Annotated in this window: 17 protein-coding genes; 14 read left to right on the top strand and 3 right to left on the bottom strand. The window is 59.8% G+C overall.

Features of this window, described 5'->3' with window-relative positions; genetic code table 11:
- Positions 1-14 precede the first annotated feature (14 nt).
- The 12 genes from ACR0L9_RS01465 (at position 15) to trmD (ending at position 7,473) form a co-directional block, all read left to right on the top strand.
- A complete protein-coding gene (locus ACR0L9_RS01465) occupies positions 15-533 on the top strand; it encodes a hypothetical protein (protein WP_170818880.1) in 519 nt (172 codons plus the stop codon).
- A gap of 160 nt (positions 534-693) precedes the next feature.
- The gene (gene ffh, locus ACR0L9_RS01460; protein ID WP_170402391.1) at positions 694-2,202 is read left to right on the top strand and encodes a signal recognition particle protein; all 1,509 of its coding nucleotides are present in this window, start codon (positions 694-696) and stop codon (positions 2,200-2,202) included.
- Entirely contained in the window at positions 2,199-2,756 is a 558-nt protein-coding gene (locus ACR0L9_RS01455) for a GNAT family N-acetyltransferase (RefSeq protein ID WP_480894469.1), read from the top strand. Before ffh ends, ACR0L9_RS01455 begins: the two co-directional genes overlap by 4 nt.
- The gene (locus tag ACR0L9_RS01450) at positions 2,753-3,304 is read left to right on the top strand and encodes a GNAT family N-acetyltransferase (RefSeq protein WP_170625087.1); all 552 of its coding nucleotides are present in this window, start codon (positions 2,753-2,755) and stop codon (positions 3,302-3,304) included. Before ACR0L9_RS01455 ends, ACR0L9_RS01450 begins: the two co-directional genes overlap by 4 nt.
- Positions 3,301-3,840: a GNAT family N-acetyltransferase gene (locus tag ACR0L9_RS01445; protein WP_170513361.1), complete on the top strand. Its 540-nt coding sequence runs from the start codon at positions 3,301-3,303 to the stop codon at positions 3,838-3,840. Before ACR0L9_RS01450 ends, ACR0L9_RS01445 begins: the two co-directional genes overlap by 4 nt.
- Positions 3,837-4,133, top strand: coding sequence for a chorismate mutase (locus ACR0L9_RS01440; protein WP_170392662.1), 297 nt, complete (start codon positions 3,837-3,839; stop codon positions 4,131-4,133). The genes ACR0L9_RS01445 and ACR0L9_RS01440 overlap by 4 nt, the downstream gene beginning before the upstream one ends.
- Before the next feature lie 42 nt (positions 4,134-4,175).
- Entirely contained in the window at positions 4,176-4,565 is a 390-nt protein-coding gene (gene rpsP / locus ACR0L9_RS01435) for a 30S ribosomal protein S16 (protein ID WP_010437590.1), read from the top strand.
- 12 nt (positions 4,566-4,577) lie between these two features.
- Positions 4,578-5,213, top strand: coding sequence for a 5,6-dimethylbenzimidazole synthase (gene bluB, locus ACR0L9_RS01430; RefSeq protein ID WP_480894467.1), 636 nt, complete (start codon positions 4,578-4,580; stop codon positions 5,211-5,213).
- 2 nt (positions 5,214-5,215) lie between these two features.
- Positions 5,216-5,362: a hypothetical protein gene (locus ACR0L9_RS01425; RefSeq protein ID WP_170392664.1), complete on the top strand. Its 147-nt coding sequence runs from the start codon at positions 5,216-5,218 to the stop codon at positions 5,360-5,362.
- The gene (gene rimM / locus ACR0L9_RS01420) at positions 5,355-5,858 is read left to right on the top strand and encodes a ribosome maturation factor RimM (RefSeq protein WP_170392665.1); all 504 of its coding nucleotides are present in this window, start codon (positions 5,355-5,357) and stop codon (positions 5,856-5,858) included. The genes ACR0L9_RS01425 and rimM overlap by 8 nt, the downstream gene beginning before the upstream one ends.
- A complete protein-coding gene (locus ACR0L9_RS01415) occupies positions 5,858-6,673 on the top strand; it encodes a hypothetical protein (RefSeq protein WP_480894465.1) in 816 nt (271 codons plus the stop codon). The genes rimM and ACR0L9_RS01415 overlap by 1 nt, the downstream gene beginning before the upstream one ends.
- Positions 6,670-7,473, top strand: a complete 804-nt coding sequence (trmD, locus tag ACR0L9_RS01410) for a tRNA (guanosine(37)-N1)-methyltransferase TrmD (RefSeq protein ID WP_170392667.1) — start codon at positions 6,670-6,672, stop codon at positions 7,471-7,473. The genes ACR0L9_RS01415 and trmD overlap by 4 nt, the downstream gene beginning before the upstream one ends.
- Before the next feature lie 2 nt (positions 7,474-7,475).
- Here the strand turns inward: trmD and ACR0L9_RS01405 are convergent, their stop codons facing one another.
- The gene (locus ACR0L9_RS01405; protein WP_480894463.1) at positions 7,476-8,276 is read right to left on the bottom strand and encodes a glycoside hydrolase family 25 protein; all 801 of its coding nucleotides are present in this window, start codon (positions 8,274-8,276) and stop codon (positions 7,476-7,478) included.
- Positions 8,277-8,646: 370 nt separating this feature from the next.
- On the opposite strand from ACR0L9_RS01405, the gene rplS reads away from it, so the two are divergent.
- A complete protein-coding gene (rplS, locus tag ACR0L9_RS01400) occupies positions 8,647-9,030 on the top strand; it encodes a 50S ribosomal protein L19 (RefSeq protein ID WP_170328369.1) in 384 nt (127 codons plus the stop codon).
- A gap of 11 nt (positions 9,031-9,041) precedes the next feature.
- Positions 9,042-9,263, top strand: coding sequence for a 50S ribosomal protein L31 (rpmE, locus tag ACR0L9_RS01395; RefSeq protein ID WP_170392669.1), 222 nt, complete (start codon positions 9,042-9,044; stop codon positions 9,261-9,263).
- Between the two features lie 85 nt (positions 9,264-9,348).
- Here the strand turns inward: rpmE and ACR0L9_RS01390 are convergent, their stop codons facing one another.
- The gene (locus tag ACR0L9_RS01390; protein WP_480894461.1) at positions 9,349-10,026 is read right to left on the bottom strand and encodes an SOS response-associated peptidase; all 678 of its coding nucleotides are present in this window, start codon (positions 10,024-10,026) and stop codon (positions 9,349-9,351) included.
- 51 nt (positions 10,027-10,077) lie between these two features.
- Complete coding sequence (locus tag ACR0L9_RS01385; protein ID WP_480894459.1) at positions 10,078-11,667, bottom strand: MFS transporter; 1,590 nt, start codon at positions 11,665-11,667, stop codon at positions 10,078-10,080.

Here is an 11,667-nt window from a genome sequence, read left to right as displayed (position 1 = left end):
GCTAGCGTGCCGCCATGAAAGTCACGCGTAACACTCCGAGCCAACTGATCCTGTCCAATACGCCATGGTTCATCGGCATCACGCTGGTTTTCTTCATTCTGGCATTTGTCGGCGCGGGCGTCTTCTTGGCCAGTGAAGGTGGCGAGGGTATCTTGTTCGGCATTTTCTTCGCACTATTCGGCGGAGGCATGGGTTTTGGTGCATTTTGCGCCTTTGTCCGGCGCGTGCAGGTCATACTGGATCGCAATAATAACAGCATCCTGATCCGCAGACAGTCAGTCTTTGGATATGATGCCGTGGAACATGAGCTCTCGCACCTCTCGCACGCGGAAACCGAAAGCACGACCTCGCGTAGCGACAATGGCACATCGACCCTCTATCGCCCTGTCCTAATACTGGATGAGGGCATGAGCGCCGGACGGCATCCCATTGTCGAGGCTTATTCCAGCGGGCGCGGCGCGCATCGGCTGGTTGATGCGATCAATGACTGGCTTCCGGCGCGCAAGGTTGACTCTGCCAGCCAATCGGCCTAAGTCGCCACCAACATCCGGAAGCGCTTGATCTTCCGGTCCCTTGAGTCGTTCAGGGATCGCCCCCCACCAGCGAGTTTCGCCCGTGGGGGCGTTTGTGCATTTAACCGACGCGTCCTATCTAGGGCACGCCACCAGATAACCGGCTAAGGAGGCCGAAGGCATGTTTGAAAATCTATCCGAACGCCTTTCCGGCGTCTTTGACCGGCTGACCAAACAGGGTGCCCTGTCTGAAGAAGACGTGAAAACCGCCCTGCGCGAAGTCCGCGTTGCCCTGCTTGAGGCCGACGTCTCGCTGCCGGTGGCGCGCGAGTTCGTCAAGAAAGTACAGGAACAAGCGACCGGTCAAGCTGTCACCAAATCGATCACGCCCGGCCAGCAGGTCGTTAAGATCGTGCACGACGCGTTGGTCGATACACTGCGCGGCGAAGAAGACCCCGGTGCGCTGAAGATCGACAACCCGCCTGCCCCGATCCTGATGGTCGGCCTGCAGGGTTCCGGTAAGACAACCACCACCGGTAAGCTGGCGAAACGCCTGAAAGAGAAAGAGGGCAAGAAGGTCCTGATGGCCTCGCTCGACGTCTATCGCCCAGCGGCGATGGATCAGCTTGCGGTTCTGGGCACGCAGGTTGGTGTAGATACGCTGCCGATCGTACCCGGTCAGACGCCGGTTGATATCGCCAAGCGCGCCAAGCAACAGGCAACGCTGGGCGGCTATGACGTCTATATGCTCGACACCGCGGGCCGTCTGCATATCGACGAAGTCCTGATGGACGAGGTCGAGCAGGTTCGTAACGTGGTCGACCCGCGCGAGACGCTGCTAGTGGTCGACGGCCTGACCGGTCAGGTCGCTGTTGAAGTGGCCGAAGAGTTTGATGCCAAGGTCGGCATCTCGGGCGTGGTCCTGACCCGTATGGACGGTGACGGGCGCGGCGGTGCGGCGCTGTCGATGCGCGCGGTCACCGGCAAGCCGATCCGCTTTGTTGGTCTGGGCGAGAAGATGGACGCGCTCGAAACCTTCGAGCCGGACCGGATCGCCGGTCGTATTCTGGGCATGGGCGACATCGTTGCTCTGGTCGAAAAAGCCCAGGAAACGATGGAGATGGAACAGACCGAGCGCATGATGAAGCGCATGGTCAAAGGTCAGTTCAACATGAACGACCTGAAAATGCAGCTGGAGCAGATGATCCAGATGGGCGGCATGCAGGGCATGATGGGCATGATGCCGGGCATGAACAAGATGGCCAAGCAGATGGATCAGGCCGGTCTGGACGATAAAATCCTGCGCCAGCAAATCGCGCTGATCCAGTCGATGACCAAACGCGAACGCGCCAACCCGCAACTGCTGCAAGCCAGCCGCAAGAAACGCATCGCCGCCGGTTCGGGTATGGAGGTCAGCGATCTCAACAAGCTGCTCAAGATGCACCGGCAGATGTCCGACATGATGAAAAAGATGGGCAAAATGGGCAAAGGCAAGATGCTGAAACAGGCCATGAAAGGCATGTTCGGCAAAGGTGGCCCAAGCCCCGAGGAAATGGCTGCGGGCATGGACCCCAAGGCGCTGGAACAAGCCGCCAAAGCGATGGGCGGTAAGATGCCCGGCGGTCTGCCCGGACTGGGTGGCGGCATGGGCCTGCCCCCGGGGTTGAGCGGTTTTGGAAAGAAAAAGTGACGTCAGCACGCTGCACCCAGCCCCCGTCCGGAAAGGCGGCGATGGCAGCAGCGCAGTATCGCGCGGCCCTGCCGGTCATTGAGACCCGGCGGCTGGTTCTGCGTGCACCCACTCTGGACGACCTGCCGGTGTGGACATCGATCTGCAAGGACAGCTTTGGCGATACCGAGCAGGACGCCTGGACTGAGTTTTCCTACTACACATCAGGCTGGCTTTTGCATGGTCACGGCTTGTTCACCGTCACGTTTAAAGACGATGATCAGGTCATTGGCTTCGTCATTCTGGGCCTCGAATGGGACGATCACGAGCCCGAGCTTGGCTATATGTTCGATAGCAAGTTCCGCATGCAAGGTTACGCGACCGAAGCGTGCAGCGCCGTTCGCGATTTTGGGCTTGATCTGCTCGGATCCGGCCAGTTCGTAAGCTACGTTTCGCAGTCCAACGCTCGTTCGAACGCTTTGGCTCAGCGTCTGGGTGCAACGCGCGACGCCGTTGCCGAAAGCGCCTTTGGCCTAACCCAGCATGTCTGGCGATACGGCGAGGTGCAGGCATGACACTTGCCATGGCCATACCAACGCTGGAAACCGAACGCCTGATCATGCGGGCCCCTTGCGAGGCCGATTTTGAGGCTGAGGCAGAGTTTTTTGCCAGCGACGCCTCGAAATTCGTCGGCGGCCCGAAACGCCCGGATGAGACATGGCGCGCTGTTGCGATGCTGTTAGGCCACTGGGCGATGCGTGGTTATGGCTTCTGGGGTGTCGAGGAAAAAGACACCGGCACCTATGTAGGCCATGTTGGCTTGTGGAACCCTCACGGCTGGCCCGAGCCCGAAATTGGCTGGACCCTGATGAACCACGCCACCGGCAAGGGTTATGCGACCGAAGCGGCACTGGCTGCACGCGCACATGCCTATGACGTGCTGGGCTGGGAAACCGCAATCTCGCTGATCGATCCGGATAATCTGGGCAGCAAGGCTGTCGCGAAACGGCTGGGCGCGCAGTTTGAATATATGTTCGAACACCCGGCTTTCGGGGCGATGCAGGTCTGGCGTCATTCTGCGCCTGCCGATCTGGTAAACGGTGGCGTGGAGGCATACGCATGACCTCGTTCACTATACCCACCGTCGAAACCGATCGCCTGATCCTTCGCGCGCCGCATCTGGACGATCTTCCTGCGATGACCGCGTTCTACGCGACCGAGCGCAGCCATATGGTTGGTGGTCCCAAGGACGCGCTTGGAAGCTGGAGCTCTCTTTCGAACAGATTGGGTCATTGGGCGCTGCGCGGTTATGGTCTGTGGCATCTGACTGAAAAGGCCAGCGGCGCATTCGTGGGATGGGCAGGCATGATCTACGTACCCGGCTGGGCGGAGCCCGAGCTGGGCTGGACGCTGATGGCCGAGGCCGAAGGCAAAGGTCTGGGCTTTGAGGCCGCCGCGGCTGCACGCGACTATGCAGCGCGGCATCAGGGGCTTAACGGTGTGATTTCTTACATCGCCCATGCCAATGATCGCTCGCGCGCGCTGGCCGAACGGCTGGGCGCAACGCTGGAGATTGAGAGAGCCGAGCTTTTGGGCAAGCACGCTCAGATCTGGCGTCATCCGCAGATTGATTTGACCACCGAAAGGACCGGCCAATGAACAACCCCGTGACACAGGCTGCTGCGCTGTTGAAAGACCATCGAGAAAGCATCGACCGGCTGGATGCGATCCTGGTCTATACGCTGGGCGAGCGGTTCAAGCACACGCAGGCCGTTGGCAAGCTCAAGGCCGCACACGACCTTCCCCCGTCCGATCCGTCGCGCGAGGCTGCGCAGATCGCACGGTTAGAAGACCTGGCGAAAGAGGCCGATCTGGACCCCGATTTCGCCAAGGCTTTTCTGAATTTCATCATTCAGGAAGTCATCCGACACCACAAGAAACACCAGAACTAAGCCGGTCTAGCACCGGATACGCCATTCAAAGGAGATACCACCATGGCAATGAAAATTCGTCTCGCCCGCGGCGGCTCGAAAAAGCGTCCCTTCTATCGCATTGTTGCGGCTGACAGCCGTATGCCGCGCGATGGTCGTTTCATCGAAAAACTGGGCACCTACAACCCGCTGCTGCCGAAAGACAGCGAAGAGCGCGTGAAAATGAACATGGAGCGCATCCAGTACTGGCTGGATCAGGGCGCACAGCCCACCGACCGGATCGCACGTATGCTGGAAGCTGCCGGCGCCCGTGACAAGGCCGAGCGCAACAACCCCAACAAGGGTACCCCGGGCAAGAAAGCTCAGGAACGCGCGGAAGAGAAAGCTGCCAAGGCTGCTGAAGCTGCCGAAGCGGCTGCAGCACCGGCTGAAGAAGCTGCTGCAGAAGAATAAGCAGTCGGGCGCGTGCAGGATCAGGCCTTTTCCGACGATTTTCGCACGCAGTTCGATCTGTTGATGCGGCTCCGGCGTGATGTGCGCCGGTTTCGCACCGATGCAATTGACGAGGCAGTGCTTACGCGCTGCCTCGACGCGTTTCGACTGGCCCCTTCTGTTGGGCTCAGCGAACCCTGGCGCGTGATCCGCATCGAAAGTCAGGCCGCGCGCGACGCGGCGCTGAAGAATTTCCAAGCGGCCAACGAGCGGGCGCTGAGCGGGTATTCCGGCGAAAAGGCGCAGCTGTACAGCCAGCTGAAACTGTCCGGGATGGAAGAAGCTCCGGTGCAGCTGGCCGTGTTCTGCGACGATGCCACCGACAAGGGTCAAGGTCTGGGCGCAGGTACTATGCCCGAGATGCGGCGCTATTCTGTGGTCTCTGCCATCACCCTGTTCTGGCTTGCCTTACGGGCAGAAGGGCTGGGGCTGGGTTGGGTCTCGATCCTCGACCCGGACCAGATGGCGTGCGATCTGGATGTCCCCGAGGACTGGCGGTTGATCGGATATTTCTGCTTGGGCTGGCCCGAGGCCCAATCCGATACGCCGGAGCTGGAGCAGGTCGGCTGGGAATGCCGCGACGCCTCTCTGCCGATCGAGGTGCGTTAGTCATGTTCGGTTTGTTACGGCTTCCCATCCTGCTGGCGATCGCATTTATTGTGGGCGTATTCTTCGAACGCTCGAACCAGCGCGAGGCGTGCGAGGTGATCGGACAATGGCGGGACGGGCTATGTGTGACGGATGGTCGAAATGAGTGATCTGATCTGCGTAGGCAGCATCGCGGGCTCGTATGGGGTGCGCGGCGAGGTGCGGCTGAAAAGTTTCTGTGCCGTCCCCGAGGATATCGAAGGCTATTCGCCGCTGACAGACGAAGAAGGTAAAGAGCGCTATCCCGTAGTCCTGACCCGCGCGATCAAGAACGGCTTTGCCGCCCGGCTGGGTGGCATTGAGACGAAGGAAGCGGCGGATGCGCTGAATGGCCTGCGCCTTTACGCGCGGCGCGATCAATTGCCGTCGCTGCCGGACGATGAGTTTTACCACACCGACCTTATCGGGCTTGAGGTTTATGACACCGGCGGCACGCTGCTGGGCCGAGTGAAATCGGTGCAAAATCACGGTGCGGCGGATCTGTTGGAACTGCATGGGCCGGGCTTAAAGGCCACCGTGCTGCTGCCGTTTACACTCGAATCCGTTCCGACCGTTGATCTGGACAAGGGCCGCATCATCGCTGATCCGCCTGAGGGCCTGCTGTAGTGCGCCGCGTGTTGCTGCATCTGGGTCTGCACAAGACCGGGACAACGGCGGCACAGTCCTTTCTGTTCGAAAACCGCTCACTGATCTGGCCGCACCATGCGTTGGTCCTGCCCTATCGGACCCGCAAAACCGGCTTGTCCGAAGCAGCCACTCGCTATTCCGTTTACGGCACCCCCGGCGCGATGAGCGATTTCAAGGATCAGATGCGGCACTTTCTGAATTCACTGGAATTCGGACAGAAGCGCGGGCTGGTTCTGAGCGAAGAGAATTTCTCGGGCCTGCGCCCCAGCCGGAATGTCGCGGTGGGATATGAGGCCGCGCCCGAGCTTGCCTCGTGCCTTGTCGGCCTGATCCGCGACCGATTTGCCGGGGAAGAGGTGCATGTAACGATCTACTACTCGCTGCGCCAACGGGGAAGCTGGCTGCGCAGCCTGTGGGCGCATGATCTGCAACGATCGCGCCTGATTCAGGATTTTGAGACCTTTCGCGCCCGGCTTGAACCGGTGCCGTCGCCTCAGATTGCTGCTGCGGCTGTGCGCGACCGTTTGCCCTCGGTCTCGGTCCGCACCGAATGGCTGGAAGACCTGCAGGGCCAGCGACATGGGCTTGGAAGCACTTTTGCTGAATTCCTTGACCTGCCTGCGGACAAAGCCGCCGAATTGGTAGGCCCGACCCGATCAAACCCACGCCTGCCCGAGGATGTCTTGCAGCAGATGCTGGAAATGAACCGATCCGATCTGGACGATGCTGCGCTGATCGATCAAAAGACGGCTTTGGTTCAAAGCACCCAAAATGATCTGATCGGCTCGAGATGACAGATAAACCCGGAAAGTCCCATGGCCGCAAAGCCATCCGTCCAACGTTGAAGCCGCGCGAGTTGATGACGCCGACGCCCGATCTGCACGGGGTGTGGAAGGCCAAGATCATCACGTTGTTCCCGTCTGCCTTCCCCGGTGTTCTGGGCGAAAGCCTGACCGGCAAGGCCCTGCAAGAAGGGCTATGGCAGTTGGAAACTGTGGATTTGCGCCAATTCGGGATCGGCAAGCACCGCAATGTGGATGACACCCCGGCGGGCGGCGGTGCGGGCATGGTGCTGCGTGCCGATGTGCTGGGTGAGGCCATTGAGCATACGATGGCGGGCATCCGGGGCAACTGGCCGCTGATCTACCTCAGCCCGCGTGGGCGTCGGATGGATCAGAAAATGATGCAAAACCTGGCTCGCTGCGATGGCATGACCCTGTTATGTGGTCGTTTCGAAGGCGTCGATGAGCGCGTGCTGGAGCACTACGGCGTGCAAGAGATCAGCTTGGGTGATTTTGTCATGACCGGGGGAGAAATCGCCGCACAGGCCCTGATCGACGCCACCGTGCGGCTGATCCCGGGCGTTCTGGGCAACCAGGCCTCAGCCGAGGAGGAGAGCTTTTCCTCTGGCTTATTGGAGCATCCGCAATACACCCGCCCCGCCGACTGGAAAGGCCGCCCGATCCCCGAGATCCTGATGTCAGGCCACCATGGACGCATTGCGGATTGGCGTCATGAAATGTCGGAACAGATCACCCGCGAACGGCGGCCCGATCTGTGGGACGCCTATCGAAAATCAGAAGATAAGGGCTAAGACTAACGGGTTGCCTTCCACAACGCCCAGGTTTCCGGCGTGCCGTTGAAGGTGTTGATGTCCACCTTACCCTGAACCCCCGGCACCAGCCCGGTGCCGGTGTATTGCCAGAACCGCCAGACCGAGCCTGGATAAACGTTGCGCGGGTGGCCCGCGACCGAGCGCAGCCAGAACTCAGTTTTGGGAAGTCGTCCGATATGGGTGTCGCCGTAGAAATCTACCGTCGTGTAGACAATCGGGCGTCGGCCATAGTGGCGCTCGAGAATATCAAGGAACCGCTGCGCCTCGGCCCGAACGGCTCGGCCATCAGGGCGCAGGGTGCAGGTTTTGGAATGGGGCGTCCATTCCATATCCAGCACATGCGGCAGGTCGGCCCCTTTGGGCACGTTCTGGATGAACCAACGCGCCTGTTCATGGGCCGGACGGCAGAAATAATAATAGTGATAGGCCCCCCACGGCACTCCGGCAGCTTGTGCGCCGCGTCGGTGCTCGTCGAACATCGGGTCGGTAAAATCCCCGCCCTCGGTGGCTTTGATGAAGGCAAAGCTGACACCGTTCTTCTGTGCGGTGCGCCAATCAATCGGCCCCTGCCAACGCGAGACATCCAGCCCGTGCACGGGGTACTGGCCGGGGTGGCGACCTTCCCACGGGTGCGGGTCAGCGTCACCAAAGGCGGGGTAGATGATCGAAGGCGGGGTCGTGTCCGCGAAGGCCTGCGGCTCAACCGCCTGAGGTTGCGGGCCGCGGCGACCACATGAGACAAGTGCAAGCGCCATAACGGCCAGCAGAAGTGCTTTGCGCATCTTATGATCCTGTATCAAATATCTGCTCTTATAATTAACCCCAGAATGCCTGATCTGGTGAACAAGGCAACGGTGGATTTGACGGGTGGCAAAAACTCACCTGTTTCACCAAGAATAAGGCTTGATCCCCGCCCACAAAGCCCGTAAAGCAGCCCAATCCGGTGTGGCGTTACGCGACTCCGGTGTTTTGGTTTGCATCCTGACGTGACGCCCGGCTTTCTTCGGCCACGGCGCGACAGGGCGGACCGGACCAAAAGGAACATTCGATCTGACCTCTGGCGGGCTGTACGCAGGACCCGGTGAAGACCAAGAGCTCTCAGGCCGTGCCCAAACTTCGTGGACCAACCGCGAGCATATAGGAGTAACTGCGATGGACCTAATCGCACAGCTTGAGGCGGAACAGATTGCCGCCCTGGGGAAAGACATCCCCGATTTCAAAGCCGGTGACACCATCCGTGTCGGCTTTAAAGTGACCGAAGGGTCGCGTACCCGTGTGCAGAACTATGAAGGCGTCTGCATCGCGCGCAAAGGTGGCAGCGGCATCGCCGGTTCGTTCACCGTTCGCAAGATTTCGTTTGGCGAAGGCGTGGAGCGTGTGTTCCCGCTGCATTCGACCAATATCGACAGCATCACAGTTGTCCGCCGTGGCCGCGTTCGTCGCGCCAAACTGTACTACCTGCGCTCGCGCCGTGGTAAATCCGCGCGTATCGCAGAAGTCACCAACTACAAGCCCAAGGCTGGCGCCGAGGCGTAAGGAGCGGAAAGATGAAAAAAGACATCCATCCCGATTATCACGTCATCAACGTCAAAATGACCGATGGCTCTGTGGTTCAGATGAAATCCACCTGGGGCAGCGAAGGCGACCAGTTGGCTCTGGAAATCGACCCTTCCGTGCACCCCGCATGGACCGGTGGTTCGTCGCGCCTGATGGACGCAGGCGGCCGCGTGTCGAAGTTCAAGAAGAAATACGAAGGCCTGGGCTTCTAATCCCGACCTGGTTGAAATGCGAAAGGCCGTCCATTTGGGCGGCCTTTTTTGTTTTGGAATTACCCCACTGCACTTTGCGGCTGTTTCAGAAATCAAACCCGGTCTGGACCGGGGGCGTGTAAGGCTCAATCATATCTTCGCCCTCAGCTCCGCGTTTGATGGGTTTGACGGTGTGATATTCAAACCGGCCTTCGTACTGCGTGCCCAACGACTGCTGCGCCTCTTGCGCAGTTGTGACGCCCGATAGCCAGTTTTCGATCTCATCCGGGGTCAGGATCACTGGCATGCGGTTGTGAATATGCGCGATCTGCGGGCTGGGTGGCCGGGTCAGGATCGTACAGCTATGGCTGCCGTCATCAGTCCTGTAAAACCCCGCAAAAAACATCACCGGGGCATTGCGCTGAACCGTGATGTAGACCGGGCAATCATGGCCCTGGTCCTTGGGCCACTCGTAATATCCCAGTGCCGGAATTAGACAGCGCCCGTTGTTCCAGTATTGCTGCCAGAAGCTGACATTTTCGATCTTCGAATTGATCATCGGCTTCTTGCTGCGCGGATCCTTGATCTGCCAGCGCGCCGTCGCCAGCTCGGCCCGGTCGCCGTCCCAACGGACCATGCCAACCCGATTGGTCGGAGACACATTGTACCCACCCGAAGGCAGCTGTTCGGGCAGATCAGGCGAGACCTTGCCGTAGAGAAAATACTCGGTAATCGCCAGCATTTCCCGCTGTGTCAGGTGACCGGCTGCAAATTTTCCACACATGGCAAAAGCCTAGGCCGATTGGGTGCCGGTCACAAGTGGCCCCACCGACGATCAGTCCCTTGTCAGATCAACCGCGCTGTGCGGTGGAGGCACGGGGCCTCGCAGCATTACGGCAGCCAGGATCATCCCCAAAAGCGCAGCGATAGCGGCGACAAGCATGGCACTGTTAAATGCATCATCCTGCAGATCTCGCAAGGCGCGCGCCAACGCTTCGCCCGTGGTCGGATCAAGCGCCGCTATAAGCTGCTGCACCTGACTGGCGGTGCCATGTGTCAGTGCATGGGCCAGGTCGGCCCGTTGCTCGGACCCGGTGGGCAAGGCGTTGATCACTTCGGACAGGCCGCGTCGGGTAGTGATTGCTTCGGCCAGACCTCCGACCACGGCACCAAGGGTGGCACCAAAATAAAGGAACGCATTCACTACGCCCGAGCCCTGCCCCATATGTTCTTCCGGCAACAAGCGCAGCCCGAGACGCGGCAATAACGAAAAACCGATGCCAAGCCCGATCCCGATAATCACCAGCTTCCACCAAATCGCACCCATGCCTGTTGTGTTCGTCGTTGTCGTCAACAGCATGAACCCACAGGTCATGAACCCCATGCCCAGGATCACCGGCCATCGAAAACTGTAAGGTGCAAGAAAACGCGGAGCCACCACGGACACGACGAACATACTGAGGCTCAACGGCAGGATCGCCACCCCCGCCCCAACAGCGGAAAGGCCAAACGCATCTTGCGATTGCACGAAGACGTTGAAATAGACGAAAAAGCTGAACAGCGCGAAACCGGTAATGAACATCCCTGCCGCCGCCATGAAATAACGGGGGTGGCGGAAATACCGCAACTCGATCAGGGGGTCCGCGCTGCGGCGCGAGGTGAAGATCAGTGCAATCACCGCTACAGCCGACACGGCAAGCGGGATCAAGGTCGATCTTGTGGCCCATCCGTGACTTTCCCCGTTGCTGAGCGCAAAGGATAGCGGGCCAAGCAGCAGGACCAGTGCGACTGCACCCGCAAGATCGAACTTTGCGCCTGCAAGACGCGTGTCGGGCACGTAATGCTCTTTGCTGACCCGCAACCCGACCGCAAACGCCACGATCAGCAGCGCAAGATCGGTGGCAAATACGCCGCGCCAGCTGAGGTAATGTGCAAACGCGCCGCCAACAATCGGACCAACGCCGATTGCCAGCCCGACGATTGCGCCCCAGGCACCGGTGACGCTGGCCCGTTGTTCCTCGGGCGTGGCGGCAGTTAGCAGCGAAAGCGAGGTGCCAAACAGCGCTGCCGCCCCGGCACCTTGGGCCCCGCGGCCTGCCAGCAACATGGCTGCATCCTGCGAAAACAATACAAGGGCCGAGCCAAGACCGAACACGATCATTCCGGCAAAGAAGACGCCCATCTTGCCGGTGATATCGCCAAGTCGGCTGACGATGGTGACGAGGGTCGCGCTAACCACTGTATAGATCGCCATCACCCATTGCAGGCTGGAAGGCGACAGATCGAACTCGGCCTTCAGATTTGGCAGGATCGTCGCAACGGCGGTTGTGTTGAAGCCAACAACCATCATGCACAGCGCGGTCATCACCAGAACCAGACGTGCCCCTCCCGCGCCGGATATGTCCTCAGTGACGTCTTTTGGCAT

The sequence above is a fragment of the Ruegeria sp. I3 genome, assembly GCF_056532525.1.
The sequence above is the reverse complement of the archived record's forward strand: the minus strand, read 5'-3'. Positions and strand labels throughout refer to the sequence as shown.

What these genes read in the sequence shown, in the direction of transcription:
- ffh (WP_170402391.1), top strand. Translation starts at nt 694, where the DNA reads ATGTTTGAAAATCTATCCGAACGCCTTTCCGGCGTCTTTGACCGGCTG.
- ACR0L9_RS01440 (WP_170392662.1), top strand. Translation starts at nt 3,837, where the DNA reads ATGAACAACCCCGTGACACAGGCTGCTGCGCTGTTGAAAGACCATCGA.
- ACR0L9_RS01385 (WP_480894459.1), bottom strand. Translation starts at nt 11,667, where the DNA reads ATGCCAAAAGACGTCACTGAGGACATATCCGGCGCGGGAGGGGCACGT.
- rpmE (WP_170392669.1), top strand. Translation starts at nt 9,042, where the DNA reads ATGAAAAAAGACATCCATCCCGATTATCACGTCATCAACGTCAAAATG.
- rpsP (WP_010437590.1), top strand. Translation starts at nt 4,176, where the DNA reads ATGGCAATGAAAATTCGTCTCGCCCGCGGCGGCTCGAAAAAGCGTCCC.
- ACR0L9_RS01445 (WP_170513361.1), top strand. Translation starts at nt 3,301, where the DNA reads ATGACCTCGTTCACTATACCCACCGTCGAAACCGATCGCCTGATCCTT.
- ACR0L9_RS01405 (WP_480894463.1), bottom strand. Translation starts at nt 8,276, where the DNA reads ATGCGCAAAGCACTTCTGCTGGCCGTTATGGCGCTTGCACTTGTCTCA.
- ACR0L9_RS01450 (WP_170625087.1), top strand. Translation starts at nt 2,753, where the DNA reads ATGACACTTGCCATGGCCATACCAACGCTGGAAACCGAACGCCTGATC.
- ACR0L9_RS01425 (WP_170392664.1), top strand. Translation starts at nt 5,216, where the DNA reads ATGTTCGGTTTGTTACGGCTTCCCATCCTGCTGGCGATCGCATTTATT.
- ACR0L9_RS01465 (WP_170818880.1), top strand. Translation starts at nt 15, where the DNA reads ATGAAAGTCACGCGTAACACTCCGAGCCAACTGATCCTGTCCAATACG.
- trmD (WP_170392667.1), top strand. Translation starts at nt 6,670, where the DNA reads ATGACAGATAAACCCGGAAAGTCCCATGGCCGCAAAGCCATCCGTCCA.
- ACR0L9_RS01390 (WP_480894461.1), bottom strand. Translation starts at nt 10,026, where the DNA reads ATGTGTGGAAAATTTGCAGCCGGTCACCTGACACAGCGGGAAATGCTG.
- rimM (WP_170392665.1), top strand. Translation starts at nt 5,355, where the DNA reads ATGAGTGATCTGATCTGCGTAGGCAGCATCGCGGGCTCGTATGGGGTG.
- rplS (WP_170328369.1), top strand. Translation starts at nt 8,647, where the DNA reads ATGGACCTAATCGCACAGCTTGAGGCGGAACAGATTGCCGCCCTGGGG.